The 20009-nt window shown below is 71.7% G+C and carries 19 protein-coding genes; 3 read left to right on the top strand and 16 right to left on the bottom strand.

Annotated features, from left to right (window positions below; all coding sequences use genetic code 11):
• Positions 1–27: 27 nt before the first annotated feature.
• From ACZ5CZ_RS19815 to ACZ5CZ_RS19800, 4 genes are all read right to left on the bottom strand, one after another.
• Positions 28–2682 carry a WD40/YVTN/BNR-like repeat-containing protein gene (locus tag ACZ5CZ_RS19815; RefSeq protein ID WP_468944421.1) on the bottom strand — a complete coding sequence of 885 codons (2655 nt, stop codon included), beginning with the start codon at positions 2680–2682 and terminating at the stop codon, positions 28–30.
• 151 nt (positions 2683–2833) lie between these two features.
• Complete coding sequence (gene rocD, locus ACZ5CZ_RS19810) at positions 2834–4051, bottom strand: ornithine--oxo-acid transaminase (protein ID WP_385844276.1); 1218 nt, start codon at positions 4049–4051, stop codon at positions 2834–2836.
• The gene (ddaH, locus tag ACZ5CZ_RS19805; RefSeq protein WP_385844277.1) at positions 4051–4860 is read right to left on the bottom strand and encodes a dimethylargininase; all 810 of its coding nucleotides are present in this window, start codon (positions 4858–4860) and stop codon (positions 4051–4053) included. The genes rocD and ddaH overlap by 1 nt, the downstream gene beginning before the upstream one ends.
• A gap of 151 nt (positions 4861–5011) precedes the next feature.
• Complete coding sequence (locus ACZ5CZ_RS19800; protein WP_385844279.1) at positions 5012–5497, bottom strand: Lrp/AsnC family transcriptional regulator; 486 nt, start codon at positions 5495–5497, stop codon at positions 5012–5014.
• Positions 5498–5582: 85 nt separating this feature from the next.
• On the opposite strand from ACZ5CZ_RS19800, the gene ACZ5CZ_RS19795 reads away from it, so the two are divergent.
• Entirely contained in the window at positions 5583–5750 is a 168-nt protein-coding gene (locus ACZ5CZ_RS19795; RefSeq protein ID WP_467540887.1) for a hypothetical protein, read from the top strand.
• A 9-nt stretch (positions 5751–5759) separates the two neighbouring features.
• Here ACZ5CZ_RS19795 and ACZ5CZ_RS19790 read toward each other — a convergent pair whose 3' ends face one another.
• The 4 genes from ACZ5CZ_RS19790 to ACZ5CZ_RS19775 all read right to left on the bottom strand — a co-directional run bounded on the left by ACZ5CZ_RS19790 (position 5760) and on the right by ACZ5CZ_RS19775 (position 10191).
• On the bottom strand, positions 5760–6710 hold the full coding sequence (locus tag ACZ5CZ_RS19790; RefSeq protein WP_468944417.1) for a cytochrome c oxidase assembly protein: 951 nt from the start codon (positions 6708–6710) through the stop codon (positions 5760–5762).
• Between the two features lie 142 nt (positions 6711–6852).
• A complete protein-coding gene (locus ACZ5CZ_RS19785; protein WP_385844283.1) occupies positions 6853–7878 on the bottom strand; it encodes a 6-phosphofructokinase in 1026 nt (341 codons plus the stop codon).
• Between the two features lie 324 nt (positions 7879–8202).
• Entirely contained in the window at positions 8203–8931 is a 729-nt protein-coding gene (locus ACZ5CZ_RS19780) for a type 1 glutamine amidotransferase (protein WP_385844285.1), read from the bottom strand.
• A gap of 21 nt (positions 8932–8952) precedes the next feature.
• Positions 8953–10191, bottom strand: a complete 1239-nt coding sequence (locus tag ACZ5CZ_RS19775; protein ID WP_385844286.1) for a Mur ligase family protein — start codon at positions 10189–10191, stop codon at positions 8953–8955.
• A 151-nt stretch (positions 10192–10342) separates the two neighbouring features.
• On the opposite strand from ACZ5CZ_RS19775, the gene def reads away from it, so the two are divergent.
• A complete protein-coding gene (gene def / locus ACZ5CZ_RS19770) occupies positions 10343–10882 on the top strand; it encodes a peptide deformylase (RefSeq protein WP_385844287.1) in 540 nt (179 codons plus the stop codon).
• Positions 10883–10939: 57 nt separating this feature from the next.
• Here the strand turns inward: def and ACZ5CZ_RS19765 are convergent, their stop codons facing one another.
• Complete coding sequence (locus tag ACZ5CZ_RS19765; protein ID WP_385844289.1) at positions 10940–11584, bottom strand: TetR/AcrR family transcriptional regulator; 645 nt, start codon at positions 11582–11584, stop codon at positions 10940–10942.
• A 168-nt stretch (positions 11585–11752) separates the two neighbouring features.
• Here ACZ5CZ_RS19765 and ACZ5CZ_RS19760 point away from each other — a divergent pair, with 168 nt between their 5' ends.
• Positions 11753–12970 carry an acyl-CoA dehydrogenase family protein gene (locus ACZ5CZ_RS19760; RefSeq protein ID WP_385844290.1) on the top strand — a complete coding sequence of 406 codons (1218 nt, stop codon included), beginning with the start codon at positions 11753–11755 and terminating at the stop codon, positions 12968–12970.
• 5 nt (positions 12971–12975) lie between these two features.
• On the opposite strand, the gene ACZ5CZ_RS19755 is transcribed toward ACZ5CZ_RS19760, so the two are convergent.
• The 7 genes from ACZ5CZ_RS19755 to ACZ5CZ_RS19725 all read right to left on the bottom strand — a co-directional run bounded on the left by ACZ5CZ_RS19755 (position 12976) and on the right by ACZ5CZ_RS19725 (position 19716).
• Positions 12976–13497 (bottom strand): cupin domain-containing protein, encoded by a 522-nt coding sequence (locus ACZ5CZ_RS19755; protein ID WP_385844291.1) that lies wholly within the window; start codon positions 13495–13497, stop codon positions 12976–12978.
• Positions 13498–13504: 7 nt separating this feature from the next.
• Positions 13505–14722, bottom strand: a complete 1218-nt coding sequence (locus ACZ5CZ_RS19750; RefSeq protein ID WP_468944408.1) for a cytochrome P450 — start codon at positions 14720–14722, stop codon at positions 13505–13507.
• On the bottom strand, positions 14719–15783 hold the full coding sequence (locus tag ACZ5CZ_RS19745) for a type III polyketide synthase (protein ID WP_385844294.1): 1065 nt from the start codon (positions 15781–15783) through the stop codon (positions 14719–14721). Before ACZ5CZ_RS19745 ends, ACZ5CZ_RS19750 begins: the two co-directional genes overlap by 4 nt.
• Before the next feature lie 203 nt (positions 15784–15986).
• Positions 15987–16220 carry a DUF6213 family protein gene (locus tag ACZ5CZ_RS19740; RefSeq protein WP_385844295.1) on the bottom strand — a complete coding sequence of 78 codons (234 nt, stop codon included), beginning with the start codon at positions 16218–16220 and terminating at the stop codon, positions 15987–15989.
• A 26-nt stretch (positions 16221–16246) separates the two neighbouring features.
• A complete protein-coding gene (locus tag ACZ5CZ_RS19735; protein WP_468944404.1) occupies positions 16247–17632 on the bottom strand; it encodes an NADP-dependent succinic semialdehyde dehydrogenase in 1386 nt (461 codons plus the stop codon).
• 75 nt (positions 17633–17707) lie between these two features.
• On the bottom strand, positions 17708–18181 hold the full coding sequence (locus ACZ5CZ_RS19730; RefSeq protein WP_385844297.1) for an NUDIX hydrolase: 474 nt from the start codon (positions 18179–18181) through the stop codon (positions 17708–17710).
• Entirely contained in the window at positions 18178–19716 is a 1539-nt protein-coding gene (locus tag ACZ5CZ_RS19725) for an ATP-dependent DNA ligase (protein ID WP_468944397.1), read from the bottom strand. Before ACZ5CZ_RS19725 ends, ACZ5CZ_RS19730 begins: the two co-directional genes overlap by 4 nt.
• Between the last annotated feature and the right edge of the window lie 293 nt (positions 19717–20009).

The raw sequence follows: 20009 nt of genomic DNA, 5'->3' as shown, positions 1-20009 counted from the left end.
CCGGGGCCTCGTCGTCGCAGCGGGGGTCTACGGCATCGCCGTCTTCCAGATGCCGCGGCCGTGCGTGGCCACGTACATCCGGCTGCCGTCCGGGCTCGGCGACAGATAGACCGCCGGCGAGGTGGGCAGGTTGGTGCCCAGCCGGGACCAGTGGCCGGCCGAGGTGCTGGTGAAGACACCGAGGTCGGTGGCGACCACGAGGGTGCCGTCCCGGGTGACCAGCGCCGCGTTGGCCGGGGCGTCCGGGAAGGAGTCCGTGGCGGCGGCGTCACCGCTGACGTCGGTCCAGGTCGCGCCGCCGTCCGTGGTCCGCCAGACATGGCCGTAGCCGGCGCCGGGGCCCTCGTTCCAGTGCCGCGAGAAGCCGTTGACCACCGCGTAGACCGTCTTGCCGGAGGCGTCGGACGGGTCGATGCTCAGCCCGGCGACATAGCGGTTCGGGAAGTCGGCGGGCAGGTTCACCTGGTGCCAGGTACCGCCGTAGTTGGTGGCGATGCCCCGGCCGAAGGTGCCGTCCACCTTCGAGCAGGGGCCGCACCAGGCCGCCCAGCTCACATGGCCGCGGCTGGCGACCGCGGAGGCGGAGTGGCCCGCGCCCAGGTCGTACAGCCTGGTCCAGTCGGCGCCCGAGGTGCTCTGCCAGGTCCTGGTGTTGCCCCACACGTACTGGCCGCCCGCGATCCACAGGCCGTTCGGGTCGGTCTCGTCCGCGGCGAACGGGGCGATGAAGCGGGCCCCCGGGTCGCCCGGTGCGATGTCCGTGATGACGTCCTCGGCGCCGTCGGCGCTCGCGGTGTAGCCGCAGTTGTCGGTGATCTGGAGCGCCAGGTCGACGTACTCGCCGACCGTCTGGCAGCCGTTGGCGGGGTTGACCAGCTGGTCGCCGCCGTCGCCGCCGAACGGGGAGACCATCTCGCCGTCCGGGTTGAGCTGCGCGCCCTGGTAGGTGGCGCCCTTGGGGGCCAGCAGCGAGACGCCGTTGTCCTGGAGACCGCCCCAGACGGCCTCGCCGCTGCCGTCGGTCATCTTCCCCGCGCGCACCGAGTAGTACTGGAGGCTGCGCAGCGTGCCGGACTCGTTGAGGTTGCGCCAGCCGGACGTGGTCTGCGCGGTGGGACGGGCGTAGGCGCCGCCGTCGTTGCCGACGAAGACCTCCGGGGCCTTGCCGGGCCACTGGGAGATGGCGAGGGCGTGCTGGTCGGAGTGCATCACATCGCCGTCACACGTGTCCGCGGCCGGATCGGGCGAGTAGCACGGCATGCCGAAGTTCCAGTACCGGCCGATCGTCTTCCAGGTGGCGCCGCCGTCCCGGGACTCGAACATCTCCTCGAGGCCCAGGTAGACATGGTTCGGGTCGGTCGGGTCGACCGTGATGACCTGGTCGTACCAGGACTGGGAGCCGGGCTGGTAGCCGGTGCCGATCTCGTTGACCTTCATCGCGGAACCGCTGGCGGACAGCGAGGAGGCCGACGCGATCTGCTTGAACGGGCCGTCGGCGTTGCCGCTGGAGCTGACGTACACACCGGCGAGGACCGAGTAGACGCCGGAGCCGGAGGACTTGTTCAGGAGTTTGGGGGACTCCATCGAGACATACAGCTTGCTGCCGTCGGCCGAGTAGGCGAAGGCCGCGTTGCCGATCTCGGCGGGGTTGACCGCGCCGGTCGGGTTGGCGCGCTTCCAGGTGACGCCCGCGTCCGCGGAGTAGTAGAAGCCGTTGTAGGCCGCGCCGCCGCGCCAGGCCACGTCTGCGAGCAGCTTCCTGCCGTCGCTGCCGGGCTGTACGGCGATGTCGTCGGCGATGTCCGCGTAGTGGCTGTCCACCCCGCAGCTCACCCCGCTGATCCCGACGCCCGCGCAGGGGGCGAGGACCTTGGTCCAGGCGCTGGACCGGTCGGCCGACAGCGGGCGCCGGAAGACGCCGTGCGAGGAGGCCGCGAAGACGTAACCGGCCGCCTTGTCGAAGGTGAGGGTGTGCACGGAGCTGCTGTCCAGCTCGGTGCCGCCGACCTTGTCGCTCTCCGCGAAGGTGCCGGTGACCGGGTCGGCGAGCCGGTAGACGCCGCTGCCCAGGTAGTTGTCGGAGGCGGTGGTCGCCTCGCCGGTGGCCAGCCACAGCGAGCCGTCGGGCGCGACCGCGAGGGCACCCACGGACAGCGCGGGCAGCCGGTCGGCGATCGGCGTCCAGGTCCTGCCGTCGTCGGTGGAGCGGAACACGCCACCGCCGGCGGCGCCCGCGTAGACCACACCGGCGTGGCCGGGGTCGGTGGCCAGGGCGGCGATCCGGCCCGCCGAATGGCCCGCCCCGCCACCGGAGTTGGAGGCGGACTGGTCGCGGTAGTGGGCGGCGTCCTCGTTGTACGGAGAGGTGGTGACCTCCGACCAACTGCCGGACGCCACCGGCATGTTCTTGATGTGGGCCCAGGCGGCGGCGTAGGCGCCCGGAGCGACCTGGTCGCTGGGGGAGAGCCGCGGCTCGTTGAACGAGTCGATGGACTCCATCAGTTCGTGGGACTCCTCGCCCGCCACGTCATGGCGGCCGGTTCCCGTGTCGCTGCCCGCTCCGAACGCGGCGACGGGTCCCGTCCCGGCTATCAGGAGTGCGGCGGCGGTGGCGGCGAATGCCGCTCTACCGCCGCCGTTCGCGCCGCGGCGCGGTCTGCGCCGTGCGGAAGTGACGCGCATGGACTTTTCTCCGGCTTCTCCGGCACGGGGCGCGGCCGCCCCTACGGCCGCACATGATCTCCCGTTGCCGAGCGCCGGAACGGTACTCCTGTGAACCGCCTTTGTCCTAGGGGCCGGACAGGAGTTGATGGTCCCAGGACCAGGACGTTACTCAGGCGAGAACCTTCTCCAGGGCCGCCAGCGCGGAACGCAGCTCCTCGGCGGTGATGGTCAGCGGCGGCGCCAGCCGGACGGTGGAGCCATGGGTGTCCTTGGCCAGGACGCCCTCCCGCATCAGCCGCTCGCTGATCTCACGGCCGGTGCCGATGGCCGGGTCGATGTCCACGCCCGCCCACAGGCCCCGGGAGCGGAAGCCGACCACGCCCCTGCCGACCAGCTCGGTCAGCCCGCCGCGCAGGACGACACCCAGCTCGGCGGCGCGGCGCTGGTACTCGCCGGTCTCCAGCAGCTCCACCACGGCCGTGCCGACCGCCGCGGCCAGCGGGTTGCCGCCGAACGTCGAGCCGTGCTCGCCCGGGTGCAGCACCCCCAGCACCTCGCGCCGGGCCACCACCGCCGACACCGGTACGATCCCGCCGCCCAGGGCCTTGCCGAGCAGCAGCACGTCCGGCACGACGTCCTCGTGCTCGACGGCGAGGGTACGGCCGGTGCGGCCCAGCCCCGACTGGATCTCGTCCGCGATGAACAGGCACCCCGCGCGCCGGGTCAGCTCCCGCACCCCGGCGAGATAGCCGTCGTCCGGGATGATCACGCCGGCCTCGCCCTGGATGGGCTCGATCAGCACCGCCGCGGTGGTCTCGTCGACCGCCGCCTCCAGCGCGGCCAGGTCGTTGTACGGCACGACCCGGAAGCCGGGGGTGAAGGGGCCGAAGCCGGCGCGGGCCGTCTCGTCGGTGGAGAAGCTGACGATGGTCGTCGTACGGCCGTGGAAGTTCTCCGCCGCGACCACGATCGTCGCCCGGTCGGCCGGGACGCCCTTCACGTCGTAGGCCCACTTGCGGGCCACCTTGATGCCGCTCTCCACCGCCTCGGCGCCGGTGTTCATCGGCAGCACCATGTCCAGGCCGGTCAGCTCCGCGAGCCGCTCGGCGAACTCGGCGAGCCGGTCGTTGTGGAACGCCCGCGAGGTGAGCGTCAGCCGGTCCAGCTGGCGGTGCGCGGCCTCGATCAGCGCCGGGTGCCGGTGGCCGAAGTTCAGCGCCGAGTACCCGGCGAGCATGTCGAGGTAGCGGTTGCCCTCGACGTCCTCCACCCAGGTGCCCTCGGCACGCGCGACGACCACGGGCAGCGGGTGGTAGTTGTGCGCGAGGACCGGCTCCTCGGCGCGGATCAGGTCGCCGGACGTACGGGTGCGGGCGGGTGCGGTCATCAGCGGATCTCCTGGGTGCAGCACTTGATGCCGCCGCCGGCCTTGTGGAACTCGGACAGGTCGACGGGGACGGGGTGGTAGCCGTGGTCGGCGAGGCGTTCGGCGAGCGCCTCGGCCCGGGGCGCGATGAAGACGTTCCGGCCGTCGGAGACGGAGTTCAGCCCGAACGCCATCGCGTCCTCGCGGGTGGCGAGCACCGCGTCCGGGTACAGCCGCCGCAGCACCTCCCGGCTGCCCGCGGAGAACGCCTCCGGGTAGTAGCAGATGTTGTCGTCGTCCAGCACGAACAGCGCCGTGTCCAGGTGGTAGAAGTACGGATCCACCAGCGTCAGACCGATCACCGGGTGGCCGAGGAACTCCTGCGCCTCCCGGTGCGCCTCACGGGTGGTGCGGAACCCGGTGCCGGCGAGCACGTACCGGCCCGTCCACACCAGGTCGCCCTCGCCCTCGGACACCGACTCGGGGCGGTAGACGTCGTACCCCGCCGTCTTGAACCAGGTGTCGTAGTGCGTGGACTCGGGACGCCGCTCCGGCGCGTGGAACAGGGAGCCGAAGACCCGGCCGCCCACCACGAACGCGGCGTTCGCGGCGAACACCATGTCCGGCAGCCCGGGCACCGGCTCGACCGCGTCCACGGTGTGGCCATGGGCGCGGTAGACGCGGATCAGCTCCTGCCACTGCTCCTGGGCGAGGTCCACGTCGACCGGCCGGTCGGGATGCATCCAGGGGTTGATCGCGTACTGCACCGCGAAATGTCTGGGTTCGCAGACGAGAAAGCGCCGGTGGCGCTGTGCACGGCTCTCCGACACAGAGGGTTTCCTCCGCTTTGCTGACTGTCACTGGGGGTGACACCACGGTAGAAAGCGAGGAGGACGGACGACAAGAATGAAAAGCTGCGTGGATGTGCAGCATCGCTGCGTCTTTCCAGGGGTGCACGCACGAGTGCTGCGCCTGCTCGGGTCACTCCGGTGCCGCATGGGTGGCACCCGCTTCCGGGCTTTCCGGGAGGAGGTGGGACAACACCATCACACTGATCGTCTTCCGGATGAACGGCTCGACGCGGATCCGCTCCAGCACCTCCTCGAAGTGCTCCACATCCCGCGCCCGCACATGCAGCAGCGCGTCCGCGCCGCCGGTCACGGTCATGGCCGCCGTGATCTCCGGGTGGTTGCGCACCACCTCGGCGATCCGCCGGGGCGGGGCCGCGCCTTCGCAGTACACCTCGACATACGCCTCCGTGCGCCAGCCGAGCGCCGCGGGCTTCACCGTCGCCGTGAACCCGGTGATCACCCCGGTCTCCCGGAGCCGGTCCACGCGCCGCTTGACCGCCGTGGCGGACAGCCCGATGTCCGCGCCGATCTCGGCGAAACTGGTCCGGGCGTTGGCCATCAGCGCGGTGATGATCTTGCGGTCGAGGTCGTCGAACGACGACGTCCTGCTGTTCATGCGGGCACTGTAATCACCGAGGGCATCCCCTTTCGCCCGCAGCCGGGGCACCATGGTCGGTACGGACCATGAGGAGGGTGTCGCGATGCCCGGTTCCACAAGCGGTTCCACCAAGGCGATGGGGGCACTCACGGTCGGCGGGCTCGTCGTCGTGACCGCCTACACGGTCGCGCTCGGCAGCAACGGCTGGCTGTGGTTCGGCTGGGTGGTGCTGGGCCTGCTGACCCTCGCCATGGTCCTCACCCAGCCGTAGGCCGTCCGCTCAGCCCTTGCGGGCGCCGAGCGAGGCCAGATAGGCGTTGTACGCCTCCAGCTCCTTGTCGCCGTCCCGGTCCGCGGCCCGGTCCGTGCGCCTGGCCTGCCGCTGCTCGGAGCGGTACCACTGGAACAGCAGGGCGATCAGCACCAGCACGGACGGGACCTCGCTGAAGGCCCAGGCGATGCCGCCGGCCGAGACCTGGTCGGCCAGCGCGTCGACGCCGAGCGAGGCCGGCGGGTGCTCGAACGTCTCCACCATCGGCGCCGACGCCATCATCAGCGCGATGCCGAAGAACGCGTGGAACGGCATGCCCGCGAACAGCTCCAGCATCCGCATCACGTACCCCGGCCGGTGCGGGCCCGGGTCGACCCCCATGATCGGCCAGAAGAACACCACGCCCACTGCCAGGAAGTGCACCATCATCGCGATGTGCCCGGCCCTGGACCCCATCAGGAAGTCGAACAGCGGGGTGAAGTACAGCGCGTACAGGCTCGCGATGAACAGCGGGATGGTGAAGGCCGGGTGGGTGATGATCCGCATGTACCGGCTGTGCAGCAGCGCCAGCAGCAGCTCGCGCGGACCCTTGCGGCCCCGGCCGGCGGCCGGCAGCGCCCGCAGCGCCAGGGTGACCGGTGCGCCGAGCAGGATCAGGATCGGCGACAGCATGCTGATGATCATGTGCTGCACCATGTGCACGCTGAACATCACCATGCCGTAGTCGTTCAGCCTGGTGCACATCACCAGGCCGATGGTCGCAACACCCACGGCGTACGACACCGTACGGCCCACCGGCCACGCGTCCCCGCGCCGCCGCAGCCGCACCACACCCCAGCCGTACAGACCCAGCCCCAGCAGACAGGCGACGAGGAAGAACGGGTCCGCCGACCACTGGAGCCCCCGCCCCAGCGTGAACGGCGGCAGATCCATCATCATGCCGTGCCCGCCGTGATCCATCCTGCGGCTCCTGGTTCGTGGGGGTGTGCGGTGTCTGTCCACAGCTGTCTGTGTCCGCACCAAGAGTAGAACCGCCCCCGGTCACGACGGTGACCGGGGGCGGGTTGTTCTCGGCCGAACCACAGCCCACAGCCCGGACGGGCTAGAGCACGCACTCCGCCTCGTCGTAGCGCTCGGTCGGCACCGTCTTGAGGGTCTCGACCGCCTCCGCCAGCGACACCATCACGATGTCGGTCCCGCGCAGCGCCGTCATCATGCCGAACTCGCCCCGGTGCACGGCCTCCACGGCGTGCCAGCCGAACCGCGTCGCCAGCACCCGGTCGTAGGCGGTCGGCGTGCCACCCCGCTGTACATGCCCGAGGATGACCGGCCGCGCCTCCTTGCCGAGCCGCTGCTCCAGCTCCACCGAGAGCTGACGCGCTATCCCGGCGAACCGCTCGTGCCCGTAGATGTCCTTGCCGCCCTCGTCGAAGTCCATGGTGCCCGGCTTCGGCTTGGCGCCCTCGGCGGCGACCACGATGGCGAACCGCTTGCCCGCCGCGAACCGCTCGCCGACCTTCCTGGTCAACTCGTCGATGTCGAAGGGCCGTTCCGGTACCACGACGGCGTGGGCGCCGGCCGCCATGCCGGAGTGCAGCGCGATCCAGCCGGTGTGCCGGCCCATGACCTCCACGATCAGCACCCGCTGGTGCGACTCGGCGGTGGTCTTCAGCCGGTCCAGGGCCTCCGTCGCGACACCGACGGCGGTGTCGAAGCCGAAGGTGACGTCCGTGACGGCGATGTCGTTGTCGATGGTCTTGGGCACGCCCACGATGGGCAGCCCGTTGTCCGACAGCAGCCGGGCCGCCTTCAGGGTGCCCTCACCGCCGATCGGGATGATCGCGTCCAGGCCGAGTTCCGCGACATGGCCCCTGGCCCGCTCCACCCCGTCCCGCAGATGCTCCGGACGGACCCGGGAGGAGCCGAGGATGGTGCCGCCGCGCGCCAGGATGCCGCCCACGGCGTCGAGGTCGAGCTTCGTGTAGTCGCATTCCAGGAGGCCCTTCCAGCCGTCCCGGAAGCCGATGACCTCGTCGCCGTGGTCGGCGACGGCACGGTGCACGACGGACCGGATGACGGCGTTCAGGCCGGGGCAGTCGCCGCCGGACGTGAGGACACCAATGCGCATAGCCCGTTTACCTTCTCAACGTGGGCCGGTCAGACCGGACCACGTTGTCCGGCGGATTCACCGCCACCCTACCGGCGCGAGGGGGCCCCGCCGTAGCGGGCGTCCGCCTGCTGGACGCGCCCGCACATGTGAGCGGACGGCCCGTCAGGCGGGCTCCCCGCCGCCCCGCCGAAGACCACGGAAAAGCCCCCTGACCTGGAGCGCAAGCGCTCAGGCAGGGGGCTTCCCGGCAGTGATCAACCGTGCCTGCGCAGGCTGCTGCGCAACCGTGCCTACGCAGGCTGCTGCGCAACAGTGCCTACGCAGGCTGCTGCGCAACAGTGCCTACGCAGGCTGCTGCGCAGCCGCGATGCGCTCGTTGCGGAGCGCCTCGTACCAGCGGTCGTCGATCGGCGGCAGCGCATTGACGTCGAGCGCCAGCTTCAGCAGCAGATCGGCGATCAGCGGGTTGCGGGCGAGGACCGGGCCGTGCATGTACGTCCCGAAGACCGTCCCGTTGTACGCGCCCTCCGTGCCGTCCCCGGTGCCGTTGCCCTTGCCGATCTGCACCCGGGCCAGCGGGCGGGCCGCCGGGCCGAGGTGGGTGACGCCCTGGTGGTTCTCGAAGCCGGTCAGCGGGGGCAGGCCCAGCTGCGGGTCGATGTCGGCCAGGACGTCGCCCACGCACCGCTCGCCCTCGCCGCGCACCGACACCACGTCCAGCAGACCGAGGCCCGGCTCACGCTGGCCGAGGTCGTTGATGAACTCGTGGCCCAGGATCTGGTAGCCGGCGCAGACGGAGAAGACGATCGCGCCGTTCTGCACCGCCCGCTGGAGATGACCGTCCCGGCGCAGCCGCTCGGCGGCGAGCCGCTGCGGACGGTCCTCGCCACCGCCGATCAGGTAGATGTCGCCCGAGGTCGGGATCGGCTGGTCGCTGCGGACGTCCAGCCGGGCCACGTCCAGGCCGCGCTGCCGGGCCCGGCGCTCCACGACGAGCACATTGCCCTGGTCACCGTAGGTGCTGAGCAGGTCCGGATAGATCCACACCAGCCGCAGTTGGTTGTCGCTCATGAGGTGATCGCCCTTCGAAGATCAGTTGCCGACGCGGCGGCGCAGGTCCTGGAACGCGGTGTAGTTCGCGATGACCTCCACCCGGCCCGGCGGGCACATCTGCACCGCCTGGTCGAGGTCGTCGCAGACCTGGAAGTGCTGGTTCGCGACCTCCAGGCGGACGGCGAGGTCCAGCTTGCGGTCACCGATGACGAAGATCGGGTGACCGGTCAGCCGGGTGTAGTCGACGTCCCACAGCCAGGAGGTGTCGGTGCCGTCGGCCGAGCGGGCGTTCACGGACAGGATCACCGGGGCGGGCGGCGGGTCGATCAGCGAGAACGTCTCCAGCCAGCCGGCCGGGTTCTTGGCCAGCAGCAGCCGCAGATCGCGGTTCAGGAACTGCACGACGTCGTACCGGCCGGCCACCGCCTGCACCTGGTACATCCGCTCCAGGGCGACCTGCGGCGGCACCCCGAAGACGGCGGCGACCGCCGCGGAGCTGGCCGCGTTCGCCTTGTTTGCGCGGCCCGGCAGCTGGAGGTGGATCGGCCAGGCGGAGCCGTGCGGGTCCAGCACATGGTCGCCGGAGAGCGCCCAGGTCGGGGTGGGCCGGCGGAAGCCGCACTCACCGCAGAACCAGTCGTCGCCGGGGCGCTGCATCACGCCACCGCACGCCGGGCAGGACCAGGCGTCGTCCTTCCACATCTGCCCGGCCGCGACCCAGATCACATTCGGGGAGGACGAGGCGGCCCACACCACCAGCGGGTCGTCGCAGTTGGCGACGACCACGGCCTTGGAGCCGGCCAGACCCTCGCGCCAGTTCTCGGCGAGCATCCGGGTCTCCGCGGCGCGGTCGAGCTGGTCGCGGGAGAGGTTGAGCAGGGCGATGCACTTCGGGTCCGTGTCCCGCGCCACACCGGCCAGGTACTTCTCGTCGACCTCGATCACGCCGAACTTCGACTCCGTGCCCCCGGCCAGGGCGGAGGTGATGCCGGCCGGCATGTTGGCGCCGAGCGCGTTCGACACGACCGGGCCCGCGGCCCGCAGCGCCTCCGCGATGAGCCGGGTGGTCGTGGTCTTGCCGTTGGTGGCGGACACCAGGACGACGTCCAGGTTCTGGGCCAGCCGTCCGAGCAGATCGGGGTCGAGCTTCAGCGCGACCCGGCCGCCGATCACCGACCCGCTGCCGCGCCCTGCGGCGCGCGAGGCCGCAGCGACCGCCTTACCCGCGGTCACGGCCAGCTTGGCCCGCGGCGTGAGCGGGTCCGAGTTGCCTGCCATCAGTTCTCGATCCTCCTTGCGTACGCGCCGCGCCTGGGGCAATCCGGCAACGTGGTGTGAAGCTCAGCCTATCGAGATCCATTCGCACACCCGAATCCCGGCCCACGCCAGCGCGGCGGGCATGGGTCGAACGAACCGTACCCTTGCCGCCATGCGACACGGTTCCATTCCGGGCGCCCGCGGGCGCGTCCGGCCTCTCACCCTGCACGGCGACACCGCCCTGCACACGCCCTGCGCGGACGTCACCGACTTCGGCCCCGAACTGGCCCGCCTCGTGGAGGACTTGTTCGCCACCATGTACGCGGCGCAGGGGGTGGGCCTGGCGGCGAATCAGGTGGGAGTGGGACTGCGGGTGTTCGTGTACGACTGCCCGGACGACGAAGATGTCCGGCATCTCGGGCATATCGTGAATCCGCGCCTGGTGGAGGCCGACGGGATCGTGCTCCGCGGCCCGGAGGGCTGTCTGTCCCTGCCGGGCCTGGAGGCGGGTACCGAGCGCTACGACCACGCGGTGGTCGAGGGCCGCACGATGACCGGGGAGCCGGTCACGGTGCACGGCACGGGTTTCTTCGCCAGGTGCCTGCAGCACGAGTGCGACCACCTGGAGGGCCGGGTGTACGCGGATCACCTCACGGGGTGGCGCAAGCGCAGGCTGCTCCGGCAGATCTCCAAGGCCTCCTGGGGGAAGTGAGGGAGGTCTCCCGGGGGCCCGCGGCCGGCGCGTCCCCTCCGGGTCGGAGGGCGGTCCTCAGAACCCCGGTCCGCCGACCCGGTCCCCGGCCGCCGCCAGCCGGCCCCACAGCAGGTCCGCCAGCGACCGCACCAACTCGGCCCGGGAGCAGGGCCGTTCGCCCAGCCACCAGTCCCCGGCCGCGTGCATCATGCCGACGATCCCGTGTCCCCAGACCCGGGCGAGCTGCTGGCTCTCCGGACCGAGGTCCACCCGCTCCTCGATGACCTGGGCCAGCTCCTCGCCCATCCGCCTCAGCAGCGGAGCGGAGTGCTTGCCGACGTCGAAGCCCTGGTCGCCGCCGGTGCTGCCCTCCGCCGGGTGCATCAGGAACCGGTACACCTGGGGCCGGGCCTCGATCGCCGCGAGGTAGGTGTCCAGGGTGGACTCCACCCGCTCGCGCCGGTCGGCGGGGGCGTCCAGCGCCGCCCGGAGCGAGGCGAGCAGTGCGTCGGTGTGCCGGGTGGCGAGGGCGGCGTACAGGCCCCCCTTGTCGCCGAAGTGGCGGTAGAGGATCGGCTTGGTGATGCCCGCCTCCGCCGCGATCGCGTTCATCGACGCCCGCGGGCCGTCGCGGAGCACCACCCGGTCGGCGGCCTCCAGCAGCTCGCGCCGTCTGCGGTCGGCGGACCGCTGCTGCTCGGTCCGCTGTGTGGTGTCCATGTGCTCTCCCCACCCGTGGTGATTCGGTGACGCCTGCGCAAACTAGCACTGACCGGGCCCCTGACATGGAGCGGGATGCCGAGGGGTCAGCCACGGTTGACTTTTCCTACCCGTCGGTAACAGACTGCGGTTACCGCTAGTAACACCGTACGCGCCGCTGGAGGGGACATGGCCGAGTTCACCATGGAGCTGAACGACGAACAGAAGGAAGTCCGGGACTGGCTCCATGGCTTCGCCGCGGACGTGATCCGCCCCGCCGCCGCGGAGTGGGACGAGCGCGAGGAGACTCCCTGGCCGGTCATCCAGGAGGCCGCGAAGGTCGGCATCTACTCCCTCGACTTCTACGCACAGCAGTACTTCGACCCCACCGGCCTCGGCATCCCGATGGCCATGGAGGAGCTGTTCTGGGGCGACGCGGGCATCGCCCTCTCCATTGTGGGCACCGGCCTCGCCGCCGTGGGCGTCCTCGCCAACGGCACCGACGAGCAGATCGGCACCTGGATCCCGCAGATGTACGGCGACCAGAACGACGTCAAGCTCGCCGCCTTCTGCTCCTCCGAGCCCGACGCCGGCTCCGACGTGGCCTCCATGCGCACGCGTGCCGTGTACGACGAGGCCAAGGACGAGTGGGTGATCAACGGCACCAAGACCTGGGCGACCAACGGGGGCATCGCCAACGTCCATGTCGTCGTCGCGGTCGTCGACCCGGAGCTGGGCTCCAAGGGCCACGCCTCCTTCATCGTCCCGCCGGGCACCGCGGGGCTGTCCCAGGGGCAGAAGTTCAAGAAGCACGGCATCCGCGCCTCGCACACCGCCGAGGTGATCCTCGACAACGTCCGCGTCCCCGGCTCCTGCCTGCTCGGCGGCAAGGAGAAGCTGGACGAGCGGCTGGCCCGGGCGCGGGCCGCCGGCGGAGAGCGGGTCAAGAACGCGGCGATGGCGACCTTCGAGGCGAGCCGGCCGGCGGTGGGCGCCATGGCCATCGGCACCGCCCGGGCCGCCTACGAGGTCGCCCTCGACTACGCGAAGACCCGTGAGCAGTTCGGGCGGCCGATCATCGACAACCAGGGGGTCGCGTTCCAGCTGGCGGACATGCGGACCCAGATCGACGCGGCGCGGCTGCTGGTCTGGCGGGCCTCCTGGATGGCGGTCAACGGCAAGCCGTTCACCGCCGCCGAGGGCTCGATGTCCAAGCTCTTCGCCAGCGAGACCGCGAAGAAGGTGACCGCGCAGGCCATCCAGATCCTGGGCGGCAACGGCTACACCCGCGAGTACCCGGTGGAGCGCATGCACCGCGACAGCGCGATCTACACCATCTTCGAGGGCACGAGCGAGATCCAGCGACTGGTGATCGCCCGCACCCTCTCCGGGATGCCGATCCGCTAGCTCCGTCAGCGGTGCCGGAGCGGCGTCAGCTGTTCGATGTCGTACTTGGTGCGCAGTGCCTCGATCGCCTCCTGGTCCGGCGGGCCGCCGTTGCCGAGGATCTCCAGGAGTTCCTCGAAATAGCGCTCGTGGTCCGGAGGCGGAGACGCCTGGAAGAACATCCTCGCGGGCGTCTCGGTGGGATTGGCGAAGGCGTGCGGGCACCCCGGCGGTACGACGATCACCGTCCCCGGGGTCGCCCGGACCGTCCGGCGTCCCGAACTCGACTCCCACTTCTGCCAGTTGTCGGGGGTGCGCACGCGCGGCTCGAAGGCGAGCACATCCAGCTCGCCCTCCAGGACGTAGAACAGCTCCTCGCTGCGCGTGTGCACATGGGCGCCCACGTCGAAGCCGGGCGGGACCTCCACCTCGAAGGTGGAGGCCATCCGCGAGTGGGTGCCGGTGACCTTGAACGTCACCCGCTGGGCCGGGGTCGCCACGACGCGGCCGTGGCCCGGCGGTACGTAGAGTCCCTCCGTCTCCGTCATGGTCCGCTCACCAGGTCACCGGCAGGGCCTCGGGGCCGCGGATCAGCGCGCCCTTCTTGAAGGGCACCTGGTTCGGCGGCACCGCCAGCCGCAGACCCGGAATCCGGTCGAGCAGGGCGTCCACCAGCAGTTCCGACTCCAGCCGGGCCAGCATGCCGCCGGGGCAGTAGTGCGGGCCGAAGCCGAACGCCACATGCGGGTTCGGGCTGCGGGAGAAGTCGATGGCCTCCGGGTCGGGGAAGACGTCCGGGTCCCGGTTGGCCGCCAGGTAGGAGACGTAGACGGCGTCGCCGGCCCGGATCAGGGTGCCGCGGATCTCCACGTCCTCCAGGGCGATCCGGGACAGGCCGACCGCGTTGCGGTGCGGGATGTAGCGCAGCAGCTCGTCGATGGCCTGCCGGCGGATCTCCGGCTCGGCGCGCAGCCGCTCGGTGAGGTCGGGCCGGGTCAGCAGCAGGTAGAACATCTGCCCGCTGTTGTTGGTGACCGCCTCGCCGCCGATCTGGAGCAGCACCGCGAGCCCGACGGCCTCCTCGAGGGTGACCTCGCCCCGGCCCACGGCGGCGCCGAGCAGAGAGGTGACGTCCTCGCCGGTGCTGCCCTCGCGCAGCGCGATCAGATCGGAGAAGTAGGCGCTCATCTCGCGCTTGGCCTTCTCGCTGATGTCCTTGCCGTGCGCGGAGGACAGGATCAGCTGGGTCCAGGTGTGCATCTCGTGCCGGTCGCCGGCCGGGACGCCCATCAGCTCGCAGATCACCGCGATGGGGAAGGGGCTGAGGACGGCCGCCGTGAGGTCGGCCGGCGGGCCGTCCTGGAGCAGCTCGTCCACCAGCTCCTCCAGCATGCCGCGGGCCTTCTCGCGCACCCGCTCCACGCCCTTCGCGGTGAACGCGGCGGCCACCGAGCGGCGCAGCCGGGTGTGGTCGGGCGGGTCGAGGAAGCCGACCGCGCCCCGGTCCGGGATGAAGTGCGGGGCGAGCCGGGTGACCTGCCGGCCCATGACCGCCTCGCGGCCGAAGCGCGGGTCGTTGGTGACCATCCGCACGTCGTCGTAGCGGGTGACCAGCCAGGCCCAGCCCTCGCCGTTGGGCAGCTGGATGCGGGTGACCGGGCCCTCGCGCATCAGATCGGTCAGCACCGGGTCGAAGGCCGTCCCCGGCAGGTCGAACGCCGGCCAGTGCCGGATCGGCGGGAGCGTCCCGGTGAGCGTGGTCTCCTCGGTCATCGCCCGGCTCCGTTCCCGCTGGTCCAGCGGCCCACCGTCATCTCGGCGGTGATGCCGGGGCCGAACCCGGCGAGCAGCCCGCGGGCCCGGTCCTCGGCGCCGCCCTCGTCGAACAGCCGGCGCAGCGCGTCCAGCACGACGGCGCTGGCTATGTTGCCGTACTCGGTGAGCGTGGCCCGGCTGAACCGGAACGCGTGCGGGTCGACCTGGAGGAACTTGCTGAGGTCGTCCAGGATCCGTGGGCCGCCCGCGTGGATGATGTAGAAGTCCAGGTCGGACGCGTCCCAGCCGTGCAGCCCGGCCAGGTCCTTCAGCGCCGGAGCGAGCGGCTCCATGGTGGTCGGAACCCGCTTGTCCAGCAGGAAGTGGAAGCCGGTGGCCCGGACGTCGTACGCGATCCAGTCCTCGGTCTTCGGGATCAGGTAGGAGCCGTTGCGCTCCAGGTGGACGCCGGTGCCGCCGCGCCCGCGGACCACGGCGGCGGCGACGCCGTCACCGAAGAGGCCGTTGGACAGCAGCGAGCCGACGCCGAGGTCGGTGGGCTGGTAGCACAGCGAGCAGAACTCGCAGGCCACGATCAGCACGTTGGCGTTCGGGTAGGCCGAGCAGAAGTCGTGCGCCCGGTTGATCGCCGCGCCGCCCGCCGCGCAGCCCAGCTGGGCTATGGGCAGCTGGCGGGTGGTGCTGTCGAAGTCCATCTCGTTGATCAGCCACGCCGTCAGCGAGGGCATCATGAAGCCCGTGCACGACACGTAGACGATCACGTCGATGTCGCTGGTGAGCAGCTCCGCGTCGTCCAGCGCGCGCTGGATCACCGCCGGGACCCGGGCCTTGGCCTCGGCCTCGTAGATCTTGTTGCGGTCCTCGAAGCCCGGGTGCTTCAGCGTCTCCTCGATGGGCTGCACGATGTGCCGGGTCTTGACACCCGTGTTCTCGATCAGCCGCAGCGCGAGCGCCAGTTGAGGGTGGTCCGCGTGGCGGGAGCGCGCCAGCTCCAGCGTCTCCTCCATCGTGATCACGTGCTCCGGGACCGACACCGAGGGTCTGCACAAAGTCGCCATGAACCGTCCCTGCTTTCCGCTTCCCGGTGAGCTCGCGCCCACCGGCCAGAAGGTGGTTCACCTCTGTGGGTGCTCCACCCACCGTCACCCGGGAGGGCGATGAGCACGCGCCGGATTACTCCGAATCGGGGACACGGCGTCGATCCTCGCTGGTCGCGGGAGGGTTGCGCAGGGTGATGCCGCGGGCCGGCCGGCCCGCGGCGCTACGGCGCTCCGCTGCTGTGGGCGATGCAGGCCACGTCGATCCGGTCCGCCAGCTTCGCCAGCTCGATGGTCAGCGCGGCGACCGTGTCCTCGTCCAGACCCTGCTCCCCGGCCTCGACCAGCCGCAGCCATCGCCCGCCCACGGTGCGCAACAACTTGCTCACATCGGCCGCGGACACCTGCAAGGTACCGCGGTCGTCGACGATCAGAGGGAGGGTCACTTCGCGGTTCACAAAAGGGGATGGTAGTCGCGCGGCCCCTACGCACCCTGCCAAACCGTGGTGATGTTGCAGAACTCCCGGATTCCGTGCCCGGACAGCTCACGCCCGTACCCCGACCGCTTCGTCCCGCCGAACGGGAACGCCGGATGGGAGGCGGTCATGCCGTTGACGTACACGGCGCCGGCGTCCAGGTCCCGGGCGAACCGCTCGACCTCGCCGTCCTCCCGCGTCCACACGTTCGAACTCAGCCCGAACAGCGAGTCGTTGGCGATCAGGATCGCCTCGTCCACGTCACCGGCCCGGTACACCGTGGCGACCGGCCCGAACGCCTCCTCGCGGTGGATGCGCATCTCCCGGGTGATGCCGGCGAGCACGGTCGGCGGGTAGTACCAGCCCGGCCCGTCCGGCCGCTCACCGCCGCACAGCACCTGGGCCCCGCCCCGCCTGGCGTCGTCCACCAGCTCCTCCAGATCGGCCCGCCCCCGCTCGCTGGAGAGCGGCCCGATGTCCGTGTCCTCCGCCAGCGGGTCGCCGACCCTGAGCGCCCGCATGCCGGCGACGAACCTCTCGGTGAACGCGTCGTAGACGTCGGTGTGCACGATGAACCGCTTCGCGGCGATGCAGGACTGCCCGTTGTTCTGGCACCGCGCGGTCACCGCGACCTCGGCCGCCCGGTCCAGGTCGGCCGACGGCATCACCACATAGGGATCGCTGCCGCCCAGCTCCAGCACCGTCTTCTTGATCATCTCCCCGGCGGTGGAGCCGACCGCCCGGCCCGCCGGCTCGCTGCCGGTCAGGGTGGCCGCCTTCACCCGCTCGTCCCGCAGGATGTCGTCCACCGCCGCGGAACCGACCAGCAGCGTCTGGAAGCAGCCCTCCGGGAAGCCCGCCCGGTGGAACAGGTCCTCCAGGTACAGGGCGGTCTGCGGGACGTTGGACGCGTGCTTGAGCAGGCCCACGTTGCCCGCCATCAGGGCCGGTGCCGCGAACCGGATCACCTGCCACAGCGGGAAGTTCCACGGCATCACCGCGAGGACCGGCCCCAGCGGGCGGTACCGCACCCGCACCCGGGACGCGCCCGAGTCCCGTACGTCCGCCTCCGGGGGCTCCTCGTCGGCCAGCAGGCCCTCGGCGCGCTCGGCGTACCAGCGCATCGCCTTGGCGCACTTCGCGGCCTCGGCGCGGGCCTGCGCGATCGGCTTGCCCATCTCCGTGGTCATGACCCGGGCGATCTCCTGCTGGTCCTCGTCCAGCAGACCGGCGGCCCGGGTCATCAGCCGGGCGCGGTCGGCGAACGCGGTCGTCCGGTAGGTGCGGAACGTGGCCTCGGCGAGCTGGAGCCGGCGTTCCAGCTCTTCCTCGCCCATGGGCTCGTACGTCTTGAGCGTCTCGCCGTTCGCCGGGTTCACCGTCGCGATGGGCATGGCTGGCCTCCCTGGGAGCGGGCTTGTCTCGACCTTCGCGCCCCCGCGCGCGGGCCGCAACGTGTGATGCGCTGTTCAGCCCGAGTGCTCCGCCAGCCGGTCGAGAAACGCCGCCTGGGCCGCGACGATCAGCTCCCGGGCCCGGTCCACGGAGAGCCAGGCGACGCGGTCCAGCTCCGGGAACTCCTGCACCCGGCCGGAGCGCGGCGGCCACTCCATGGCGAAGGTGCCGGGGCTGAACCCGCTCAGGTCCGGGTCCGCCTCCACCGCCCACGCGGTCACGACCTTGCCGTTCTTCTGCGCGACCTCGCCCAGCGGTACGGCCTCCCCGTCGGGCGGCGCCAGCCCCAGCTCCTCCCGGAACTCCCGCCGGGCCGCCTCCCAGGCGGGCTCCCCGGGGTCGTACTCGCCCTTGGGCACGGTCCACGCGCCCGCGTCCTTCCGCGCCCAGAACGGGCCGCCCATGTGGCCCAGCAGCACTTCGAGCCCGGCGTCGGTGCGCCGGAACACCAGCAGTCCCGCGCTGCGCCTGGTCGTGCGCACCGTCATGGTGTGACCTCCGGGTGGGACGCCAGCAGGGCCTCCACGGTATCCGCCTCCTCGGGGCGCTTGTCCTCGCGGTAGCGGACCACGCGGGCGAAGCGCAGGGTGACGCCGGCCGGGTAGCGGGAGGAGCGCTGGAGGCCGTCGTAGGCGATCTCCACGACGAGTTCGGGACGGACCCGGACCCCCCAGCCCTCCTCGGCCACCGCCAGCCGCTGGAGCCGTTCGGTCTGCCAGGCGAGCATCGCGTCCGTCATGCCCTTGAAGGTCTTGCCGAGCATGGCGAAGCCGCCGTCCGCCGTGCGGGCGCCGAGGTGCAGGTTGGACAGCTTGCCGGTGCGCCGGCCGTGGCCCCACTCGGCGGCCAGGACGACCAGGTCGAGGGTGTGCACGGGTTTGACCTTCAGCCAGGAGGCGCCGCGCCGGCCCGCGCTGTAGGGGGCGTCCAGCGCCTTCACCATGACGCCCTCGTGGCCGCGGGCGAGGGTGTCGGCGAGGAACCGCTCCGCCTCCGGGATGTCCCCGGGCCCGTGCGCCACCGTCCGGCGCACCCGCATCGGCTCGGGCACCAGCCGGGCCAGCCGGGCGTGCCGCTCGGCGAAGGACAGGTCCAGCAGGTCCGCGCCGTCGATCGCGAGCGCGTCGAAGAAGACGGCGGAGACCGGCACCTCTCCGGCCGCCCGCGCCACGTCCGTCCGGGAACCGACCCGGCCCGCGGTCTCCTGGAAGGAGCGGGGCCGCCCGGCCGCGTCGAAGGAGATCACCTCGCCGTCCAGGATGAACCGCTCGCCGGTCAACTCCCGGGCGGCTGCGGTCACTTCGGGCAGGCGCTCGGTGATGTCGTCCAGGGTGCGGGTGTGCACCCGGACGGTGTCGCCGTCCCGGTGGACCTGGATCCGGATGCCGTCCAGCTTCTCCTCCACCGCGCAGGCGCCCAGCTTCTCCACCGCCTCGGCGACCGAGGACGCGCTGTGCGCCAGCATGGGCAGGACCGGGCGGCCGACGGTGAGCCGGAACAGGTCCAGCGCCGGCGGCCCCTCGGCGAGCAGGACCTCGGCGACCGTCTGGAGCGACCCGGCGAGCATCACCGCCCGGCGCACGTCCGCCGGGTCCGCGCCGGTCGCCCGGGCCAGCCCCTCCACGGCGACCGCGTCCAGCGCGCCCTGCCGGACCTCGCCGGTGAGCAGCCCGAGCAGAAAGCGCTGCTCCTCCTCGGTGGCCGCGCCCATCAGCTCGCCGACCAGCCGGATCCGCTCCGCCTGCGAGCCGGGGCCGGACACCTTGCCGAGCGCGCCGAGCCGGGCGTCGACCTCGGCGACGGTGAGCGTCGGTACGGCGGCCGGCGGCACCCGGTGGCCCAGCACCTTCCAGCCGACGCCGAGCCGCCCCTGCGGCAGCCGGCCGGCCAGATACGGGATGACGATCGGCACGTCGTCCGGCTGCGCCTCCCGGAAGAGGTCGGCGAGCAGAGCGGTCTTGCGCGAGCGGGACGCCGTCGCCGCGACGTCCCGGGACACCTGGGCCAACCGAGACAGAAGCATGCGTTCAGCGTGCCTCAACGCGCCGCGTGGCGCTCCGCTGCCGAGGGCGGAAACCGGCCTCCTCCGTCGATCGCCGCGCCCGCCCGGTGCCCCTGCCGCCCCCGTCGACGTCCTGCCCGGCGAAGCCGCGCGCGTCCCGCTGCCTACAGGTCGGCGCCTCCCCGTATGGGGTGCCGCTCGCGTGGGCTGCTGCTCACAGGCGGGCGCCATTCCCGGCGGGGGCGCCGCTCGTGTGGCCCGCTGTCCGCAGGCCGGGGCCTTCCCGGCGGGGTCCCCCTTGCGTGGGCCGTTGC

It is taken from the genome of Streptomyces sp. NPDC031418 (genome assembly GCF_055581605.1).
This window is presented reverse-complemented; position numbering and strand designations above follow the sequence as displayed.